Raw genomic sequence first — 8,386 nt, 5'->3', positions numbered from 1 at the left:
GGCTGGGCGGTGTGGCGGGCGGGTTCTCCTCCAAGGCGGCCAGGGCCAGCTCGATCGCCTTGTCGAGCTGCGGGTCGCGACCCGCGACCCGGTCCTGCGGGGTGATCACCACTTCGACGTCCGGGTCGACCCCGTAGTTCTCCACCCCCCACCCTGGGCCTTCGATCCAGAACGAGTAGCGCGGCTGCGTCACCCGCGTCCCGTCGACGAGCGTGTAGCGCGAGTCGATCCCGATCACGCCGCCCCACGTCCGTGTGCCCACGAGCTGCCCGATCCCGCGGTTCTTGACCCCGGCGCTCACGATGTCCCCGTCGGAGCCGGCGAACTCGTCGGTGACGGTCACGATCGGCCCGCGCGGCGAGTCCTCCGGGTAGCGCATCGGCTCGTACCCGCGGACCAGCGACCACGCGGTGACCTTCCTGGACAGCTTCTCCAGCACCAGCTCCGACAGGTGCCCGCCGCCGTTCTCCCGGACGTCCACGATGAGCCCGTCGCGGGCCATCTCGGTACGCAGGTCGCGGTGGAACTGCGCCCACCCCGAAGCCACCATGTCGGGCACGTGCAGGTAGCCGAGCCGGCCATCCGAGGCCTCCCTGACGTGGGCGCGGCGGTCCTCCACCCAGTCGTGGTAGCGCAGCCGTGACTCGTCGGCGATGGGGCTCACGACGACGCGGCGCGGCTCACCGCCTGAGGCCGGGCGGATGGTCAGCTCGGTGGGCTGGTCCGCGGTGCCGGCGAGGAGGGCGAGCGGCCCGCGCACCGGGTCGACCGGGCGGCCGCCGACGGCGACGATCGCGTCGCCGGGGCGGACCGCCACGCCGGGCGCGAGCAGCGGCGAGCGGGCGGCGTGGTCGGATGATTCGCCGGGCAGGATGCGGGTGACCCGCCACACACCGTCGTCCCTGGCCAGGTCGGCGCCGAGCAGCCCTTGGCGGCGGCGGGAGTCGTGGCCGCCACCGTTGACGTAGGCGTAGGCGTGCGAGGTGCCCAGCTCGCCCTGGGTCTCCCAGAGCAGGTCGATCAGTTCGGAGTGGCAGCCGATGCGGTCGACCAGCGGCTCGTAACGGTCGAGCACGGCCTGCCAGTCGACGCCGTTCATGTCCTCGCGCCAGAAGTGGTCGCGCATGAGCCGCCCGGCCTCGCGGAAGCCCTGCCGCCATTCGGCGACCGGGTCGATCTGGACGGTGACGCGGTCGAGGTCGATGGTGACGACCTCGTCCCCCTCGGTGGCGGCACGGGTCTGCAGGCCGTTCTTGCCGTTGGTGACGAGCCTGGCGCCGTCGCCGCTCACCTCGAACGAGCGCACCTCCTTGCCCAGCTCTGCCTTGGTGCGCTTCTTGAGGTCGTACCGTTCGAGCACGATGTCGTTCGCGGGCTCGGTGCCGTCGCCGAGCTGACCGGTGAGCGGGTGGCGCAGCCAGAGGAGCGCGTCCTTGGCGGTGCGCAGGTTGCCGTAGCGTCCCGCAGGCGCCGGCACCGGCACCACACGTGAGGCGATGCCCTCGGGGTCGACCTCGGTGCGCGGCGGCGTGTCGTCCTTGGCTCCGTCGTCCTTGCCGGTCTTGGCGGCCTTGTCGTCCTCGCCGTTGAACCCGCGGCCCTGCAGCGAGGGGTCGAACGGCGACGGCGTGCCGGCCCGCAGCGGCACGAGGTACGGGCGGCATCCTTGAGGGAACGACAGGTCGAAGACGTGGGCGTCGTAGACGGGGTCGAACGTCCGGATCGACAGGAACGCCAGGTGTTTGCCGTCCTTGGTGAAGACGGGGTCGTAGTCGGCGAACCGCATCGGGGTCACGTCGATGACGGAGGTCCCGTCGACACGTCCGATCTTGATCTGTGACAGCGGCTCGTGGTCCGGGTGCACCCAGGCCAGCCAGCTCGAGTCGGGCGAGAACGTCAGGCCGCTGACGTCTCCTTGCGTGGTGCGGTCGAGCTCGCGGAGGTTCCCGGATTCGAGGTCGGCGACCAGCAGCCGCCCGTCGTGGGTGGCCACCGCCACGTGCTTGCCGTCAGGGGCGGCCTCCAGGTCGAGCACACGGCCGAGCTGACCGGCGGCCAGCGTCCTGACCTCGCCTCCGGGCGTGCCGACTTCCAGCCCGTCCTCGCCGCTCGCGTCGGACACCCACACGGCCCGCCCGTCGGAGTCCAGGGTCTGCGGGAGACGTACGCGGACGCCGGGCTGCGCCCGGAGCACGCCGGCGGGGCCGTCGCGGTGGGTCACCCAGTGGGCGGTGCCGCGGATCTCCACGGCGCTGGCCCGCCCGCTCGCGTCGGGCGAGTACGAGCCCGCCCGCAGGGGCGCCGGCCGCCGGGCCCGCCCGGGCCGCGGCCCGCCCAGCCGTACGTCCAGCCGGTACGGCTCGGCGTCCAGGCTCTCCAGCAGCCACAGGTCGCCGGCGTGGCTGTAGATCACCCGCTCGCCGTCACCGGTGGCGTGGCGGGCGTAGAACTCCTCGTGGGAGCTGTGCTTGCGCAGGTCGGAGCCGTCGGGCCGGGCGGAGTAGAGGTTGCCGACGCCGTCGATGTCGGCCAGGAACACGATCCTGCCGCCCACCCAGCAGGCCGACCAGTACTGTGCCGTGCTGTCGGCGAACAACCTGGTGAACGCTCCGTCGCCGTCGACGTCGACCCAGATCTTGCCCGCCGTACCGCCTCGGTACCGCTTCCACTGCGAGGGCTCTCGCCACATCGACGACACGGTCGCCACCTGCGCGCCGTTGAGCGCGACGTCGCTCAGCCACCCGTACGGCAGGCGCGTGGCCGGTCCGCCGTCGAGCGGCACCGCGTAGGCCCAGCTCCTGCTGATCTCGCTCTGCCCGGTCGTGCTGACCGCGAGGACGTCGCCATCGGGGGTCCATCCGCGTACGCCGGTCGTCGTGCTGCCCCAGTGGGTCAGCCGTTCACCCTCCGGCCCGTCGATCCCGGCCGCGAACACCTCGGGGGCGCCCTCCTTTCCGCTGGTCCACGCGATGCGGCTGCCGTCGGGCGAGAATCTCGGATGCGACACCGATACGCGGTCTGCGGTGAAACGCCAGGCTCTGCCTCCTGTCAGGGGAGCCAGCCAGACGTCGTCGTCGGCGACGAAGGTGACCACGTCACCGTGCAGGTGCGGGTGTCTGAGGTATGCGCCATTTGTCACAGATGCACACTAATGCGCGGGACCAAGCCCGGCCCAAGAATTCTCTCCCCAGCGAACTCGCCCTGTCCTCGGAACGGCCAAGTCCGGGATGCGCCGGATATGCAGGGGAATGGTACGGTTTCCGGCTTCTGCATCCTGTGAGGCACCATGAAGATCCTCGCCCGCCCGCACCAGCTCCCGCCCCGGCTGGCCGCCGCGGCCATCATCCTCAACTCCGGGCTCAGCAAGTCAGGCGCCGGCGAGGACACCGCCGCGAGCCTGCACGGCATGGCCTCGGGCACCTATCCGTTCCTGCGCAAGACGAGCCCGGCCACCTTCACCAGGCTGCTCTCCAAGACGGAGATCACCCTCGGCGTGGCCCTGCTGGCGCCGCTCGTGCCGTCGCTCCTGGCGGGCGCCGCGCTGACGGGCTTCGCGGCGGGCCTGCTCGGCCTGTATCTCAAGACACCCGGCCTGCGGCAGGAGGGCAGCCTGCGGCCCTCCCAGCAGGGCATCGCGATCGCCAAGGACGTCTGGCTGCTGGGCATCGGCCTGGGCCTGGTGGCCGAGGAGCTGTGCGACCGCCGCTGTTGACGATCTCCAGTCTCTGGACGCTAACCCTGGCAAACAGGGGTAGCCGGGAGGCATGGTACAGATCGGCTACACCCTGATGTCCGAACAGACCCCGGCCCGCGAGCTGGTCGACTACGCCGTGGCGGCCGAGCGGATCGGCTTCGACTACGCGGTCATCTCCGATCACTACTTCCCGTGGCTGGAGGAGATGGGGCACTCGCCCTACTGCTGGTCGGTGCTCGGCGCGGCGGCCCAGGTCACCGAGCGGCTCCCGCTCATGACCTACGTGACGTGCCCCATCATGCGCTACCACCCAGCCGTGGTCGCGCAGAAGGCGGCCACGATGGGCGTGCTGAGCGGGGGCCGGTTCACCCTGGGGCTCGGTGCGGGCGAGAACCTCAACGAGCACGTCATCGGCGAGGGCTGGCCGCCGGTCGACACCAGGCACCGCATGTTCGCCGAGGCCGTACAGATCATCAGGGAGCTCTTCAGCGGCGAGTACGTCACCCGCCAGGGCGAGTTCTACGACGTCGACTCCGCCAAGCTCTACGACCTGCCGGAGCGGCCGGTGCCGATCGGCATCGCCGCCTCCGGCGGGCAGTCCGCCGAGCTCGCCGCCGAGCACGGCGACGTGCTCGTGGTCAACGAGCCGCTGCCGGAGGTGGTGCAGCAGTTCCACGCGGCGGGCGGCCACGGCAAGCCCGTCTGCGGCCAGCTCGCCCTCTCCTACGACACCGACGTCGAGGCCGCCACGGAACGCGCGCACACGTTGTGGCGCTGGGCGGCCACCGGCGGCTGGAAGGTCATGGCCGAGCTGCCCGCGCCGGTGAACTTCGCCGCCGCCGCCGGCACCGTGCGCCCGGAGGACATAGCCCAAAGCGTGCCCTGCGGCGACGACGTGGACGCGGTCGTGCAGGCCGCGAGGAAGTACGTCGACGCGGGATACACGCACATCGCGCTCGTCCAGATCGGGCACGACCGGCAGCAGCCCTTCTTCACCTGGGCGGAGAAGGAGCTGCTGCCGGCCCTGCGCTCCCTCTAAGGGACGATGTTGACCAGCTTGGGCGCCCGGACGATCACCTTGCGGGGCGCGTTCTGCAGGTAGGGGGCGACCTTCTCCGAGGCCAGGGCCAGCGCCCGCAGGTCGTCCTCGCTGATGCCGGGCGGGACCTCCAGGCGGTCGCGGACCTTGCCCGCCACCTGCACCACGCAGGTGACCGACTCCTGCACCAGCAGCTCCGGCGCGGCCACCGGCCAGCGGGCGAAGGCGACGGGGCCGGTGTGGCCCAGCCGCTCCCAGCCCTCCGCGGCAGTGTAGGGGGCCACCAGCGACAGCATGATCGCCAGCGACTCGGCGGCCTCGCGCACCGCCGGGTCGGCCGGTCCCGGACCGGAGTCGATGGCCTTGCGCGTGGCCGAGGTCAGCTCCATCATGCGCGCCACCGCCACGTTGAAGCGGTAGGACTCGATCAGCCTGGTGACCTCGTCGATCGTGCGGTGCGTGACCTTGCGCAGCTCCACGTCGCCGCGCTCGAACGGGACGCCGGGCTCGCTGGTCGCCTCGGAGATCACGCGCAGCACGCGGGCCAGGAACTTCTGCGAGGCGGCCGGTGAGACGTCGGCCCAGTCGATGTCGTCCTCGGGCGGACCGGCGAAGATCATCGTCAGGCGCACGGCGTCGACGCCGAAGTCGTCGATCTGCCGGCCCAGGTCGACGCCGTTGCCCAGGGACTTCGACATGGCCTTGCCGCCGTTGATCACCTGCCCCTGGTTGAGCATGCGGACGAACGGCTCGGTGAAGTCGACCATGCCCATGTCGTGCAGGACCTTGGTGAAGAACCGCGAATACAGCAGGTGCAGCACCGCGTGCTCGATGCCGCCGACGTACTGTTCGATCGGGCCCCACTTGCGCACCTGCTCGGGGTCGAACGGGCCGTCGGTGTAGCCCGGCGAGCAGTAACGCAGGAAATACCACGACGAGTCGACGAAGGTGTCCATCGTGTCGGTGTCGCGCTGGGCGGGGCCGGAGCACTTGGGGCACTCGACGTTGACCCACTCCGTCGCGCTGGCCAGCGGGGAGACCCCCTTGGGCGCCAGCGCCTCGCCGCGCAGGTCGGGCAGCGTGACCGGCAGTTGCTCGTCGGGGACGGGCACCTCGCCGCAGTCGGGGCAGTGGATGATCGGGATGGGGGTGCCCCAGTAGCGCTGCCGCGACAGCAGCCAGTCGCGCAGCCGGAAGTTGACCGCGCCCGTGCCCCTGCCGTCGCGCTGCAGGATCTCGATGATCCTGGCGATGGCCTCGGCCTTGCTCAGGCCGTCGAGCGGCCCGGAGTTGACCAGGGTGCCCTCGCCGGGCGTGGCCTCGCCGGTCTCGCCGGGGTCGGCCAGGCCGGTGTGCACGACGACCTTCACCGGCAACCCGAACTTCAGCGCGAAGTCCAGGTCGCGCTGGTCGTGGGCGGGCACGGCCATGATGGCGCCGTGGCCGTAGTCGGACAGCACATAGTCGGCCGCCCAGACGGGGATGCGCTCGCCGTTGGCCGGGTTGATCGCGTAGCGGCCCAGGAAGACGCCCGTCTTCTCCTTGTCGGTGGCCAGCCGCTCGATGTCGCTCAGCTTGGCGACCTCGGCGCGGTAGGCCTCGAAGCCGGCGCGGTGCTCGTCGGTGACGATCTCGTCGGCCAGCGCGGCGTCGGCGGCGACCACGAAGAACGTGGCGCCGAACAGGGTGTCGGGCCGCGTGGTGTAGACGTGGACCGGCTCGTCGCGGCCCTCGATCTCGAACAGCACGTCGGCGCCCTCTGAGCGGCCGATCCAGTTGCGCTGCATGGTCAGCAGCCGCTCGGGCCAGGTGTCCAGCTGGTCCATGTCGTCCAGCAGGCGCTGCGCGTAGTCAGTGATCTTGAAGTACCACTGCGTCAACTCGCGGCGGATGACGTCGGCGCCGCAACGCTCGCACTTGCCGGCCACGACCTGCTCGTTGGCCAGCACGGTCTGGTCGTTGGGGCACCAGTTGACCAGGCCGCCCTTGCGGTAGGCCAGGCCGCGCTCGAAGAACCGGTTGAACAGCCACTGGTTCCACCGGTAGTAGTCCGGGTCGCTTGTGTGCAGGCGACGCGACCAGTCGAAGGAGACGGCGTAGCGCCGGAACGAGTTGGCCTGCGTCTCGATGTTGGCGTAGGTCCACTCGGCCGGGTGGGCGTTGCGCCGGATCGCGGCGTTCTCAGCGGGCAGTCCGAAGGAGTCCCAGCCGATCGGGTGCAGGACGTTGTAGCCCTGCAGCATCCAGAAGCGCGCGATGACATCGCCGATGGCGAAGACCTCACCGTGGCCCATGTGCAGGTCGCCCGACGGGTAGGGGAACATGTCGAGCATGTAGCGCCGCTCGCGGGGGTCGGCCGGGTCTTCGCTCGCCCGGTAGGGGTCCTGCTCCTCCCATCGCTGCTGCCACTTGGCCTGCAGCGCCTGCGGATCGTACTCACTCACGGCTACTGTCCTTTGAATTGACTCGGACCCATAAGAAAACCCCCCGTGCACACAACGAGGGGTGGAGCCGCGACGGCGAGATCTTCAGGGCCGTCGCGGCCCGCTAAGAAGCAGGGTCGCGGAACGCATGTGTCAAGCCTAGCGCACGTCTTCGGCTGAATGCAGATACTCGATCGAGGTCGGCGGGCACAATAGATCCTTCAGGTCCAGCGAGACCTGATGGTGATGTATCCGTTGTGACCTCATTCGTCCCAGAAGAATAGCCTTGTCGCCGTGGTGTACCCAGCTGAGCCTGATCGTCCGGAAGTCGACCTGCCACTCCAGGATCCGCCGACCGATCCTGACGGCTTCGCTCGTTTCGCTGCGGAACCACCTACATCTCCTGGAAAATCCCATGAGATCATGCCTCGGACGTCAAATCCGGATATAAGGGTAAATCCGGACACTACCTCGGGAGGGCCGGCCATGGCAGCGGATGATTCCGGACCACATCTGCCGTCCTGGCCCGACGCGCCGCAGCGCGACGGATCCGGCACGCGGTCGTCCGGCTCGCACGCGGCCGACGTTCCCATATCCTGGCCCGAGGCGCCGGCGCCCGCCCACGGCGACCCCGCGTGGCCGGAGCCGCCGCGCAAGGACGACTCCTGGCCCGAACCTCCCCGCCGTTCCCGCCACGCGGCCTCCCCGCAGGACACGTCGGGCCCGTCCTGGCCCGAGCCGCCCCAGAGCACCGCCCCGGGCGCCTCCTCATGGCCGGACCTGCCGCCGCAGGACGGCGCGGGGCCGTCCTCATGGCCGTCCGGCTCCACGCAGAACGCCACCGCTCACTCCTCCCGGCCTGACGCACCACACCAGGATGTGCCGACCTCGTGGCCCGAGACGTCCTCAGCGGAGGTGCCCATGTCCTGGCCCGAGGCGTCCCCCCAGAGCACGGCCGGACCACCGCAGGCCGCCCCGGGCCCCTCCTCGTGGCAGGACCGGCCACCGCAGGGCGTCACGGCGAAGCCCAAGCACTCCGAGCAGCCTCCGGTCCCCGATCCGGTGCCCGCGTGGGCGCAGCCGCCGGCCCCCGCCCCCGGCGCGTGGCCGGACGACCCGGCGCCACGGGGCAAGCGCCACGCGGCCGAGTCGCCGGAGCTCGCGCCCACACACCACCAGTCCGCCCCGAACAACACCCCGCCGCACGACGGCCCGTCCACAGCCCACACT

The 8,386-nt window shown here is 70.8% G+C and carries 4 protein-coding genes and 1 pseudogene; 3 read left to right on the top strand and 2 right to left on the bottom strand.

Going from position 1 to position 8,386, the window contains the following annotated elements:
- A partial coding sequence (locus E1294_RS49680; RefSeq protein ID WP_132519606.1) for a S41 family peptidase occupies positions 1-3,139 on the bottom strand: 3,139 nt, incomplete at its 3' end.
- Positions 3,140-3,286: 147 nt separating this feature from the next.
- Between E1294_RS49680 and E1294_RS49675 the strand changes: the two genes are divergently transcribed.
- Positions 3,287-3,712: a hypothetical protein gene (locus E1294_RS49675; protein WP_132519603.1), complete on the top strand. Its 426-nt coding sequence runs from the start codon at positions 3,287-3,289 to the stop codon at positions 3,710-3,712.
- 52 nt (positions 3,713-3,764) lie between these two features.
- Positions 3,765-4,733 (top strand): TIGR03557 family F420-dependent LLM class oxidoreductase, encoded by a 969-nt coding sequence (locus tag E1294_RS49670; protein WP_132519600.1) that lies wholly within the window; start codon positions 3,765-3,767, stop codon positions 4,731-4,733.
- On the opposite strand, the gene leuS is transcribed toward E1294_RS49670, so the two are convergent.
- Positions 4,730-7,177, bottom strand: coding sequence for a leucine--tRNA ligase (leuS, locus tag E1294_RS49665; RefSeq protein ID WP_181958675.1), 2,448 nt, complete (start codon positions 7,175-7,177; stop codon positions 4,730-4,732). The genes E1294_RS49670 and leuS overlap by 4 nt on opposite strands.
- Before the next feature lie 465 nt (positions 7,178-7,642).
- Here leuS and E1294_RS49660 point away from each other — a divergent pair.
- Positions 7,643-8,386 (top strand): annotated as a pseudogene (locus E1294_RS49660) (hypothetical protein); the annotation flags it as partial.

It is taken from the genome of Nonomuraea diastatica (assembly GCF_004349015.1).
GTDB lineage: Bacteria > Actinomycetota > Actinomycetes > Streptosporangiales > Streptosporangiaceae > Nonomuraea > Nonomuraea diastatica.
Note: the sequence above shows the minus strand (reverse complement) of the source record. Positions and strands in the feature narration are given on the sequence as shown.

Excerpts from the sequence above, each read along its gene's own strand:
- E1294_RS49675 (WP_132519603.1), top strand. The coding sequence starts at position 3,287 with ATGAAGATCCTCGCCCGCCCGCACCAGCTCCCGCCCCGGCTGGCCGCC.
- E1294_RS49670 (WP_132519600.1), top strand. The coding sequence starts at position 3,765 with ATGGTACAGATCGGCTACACCCTGATGTCCGAACAGACCCCGGCCCGC.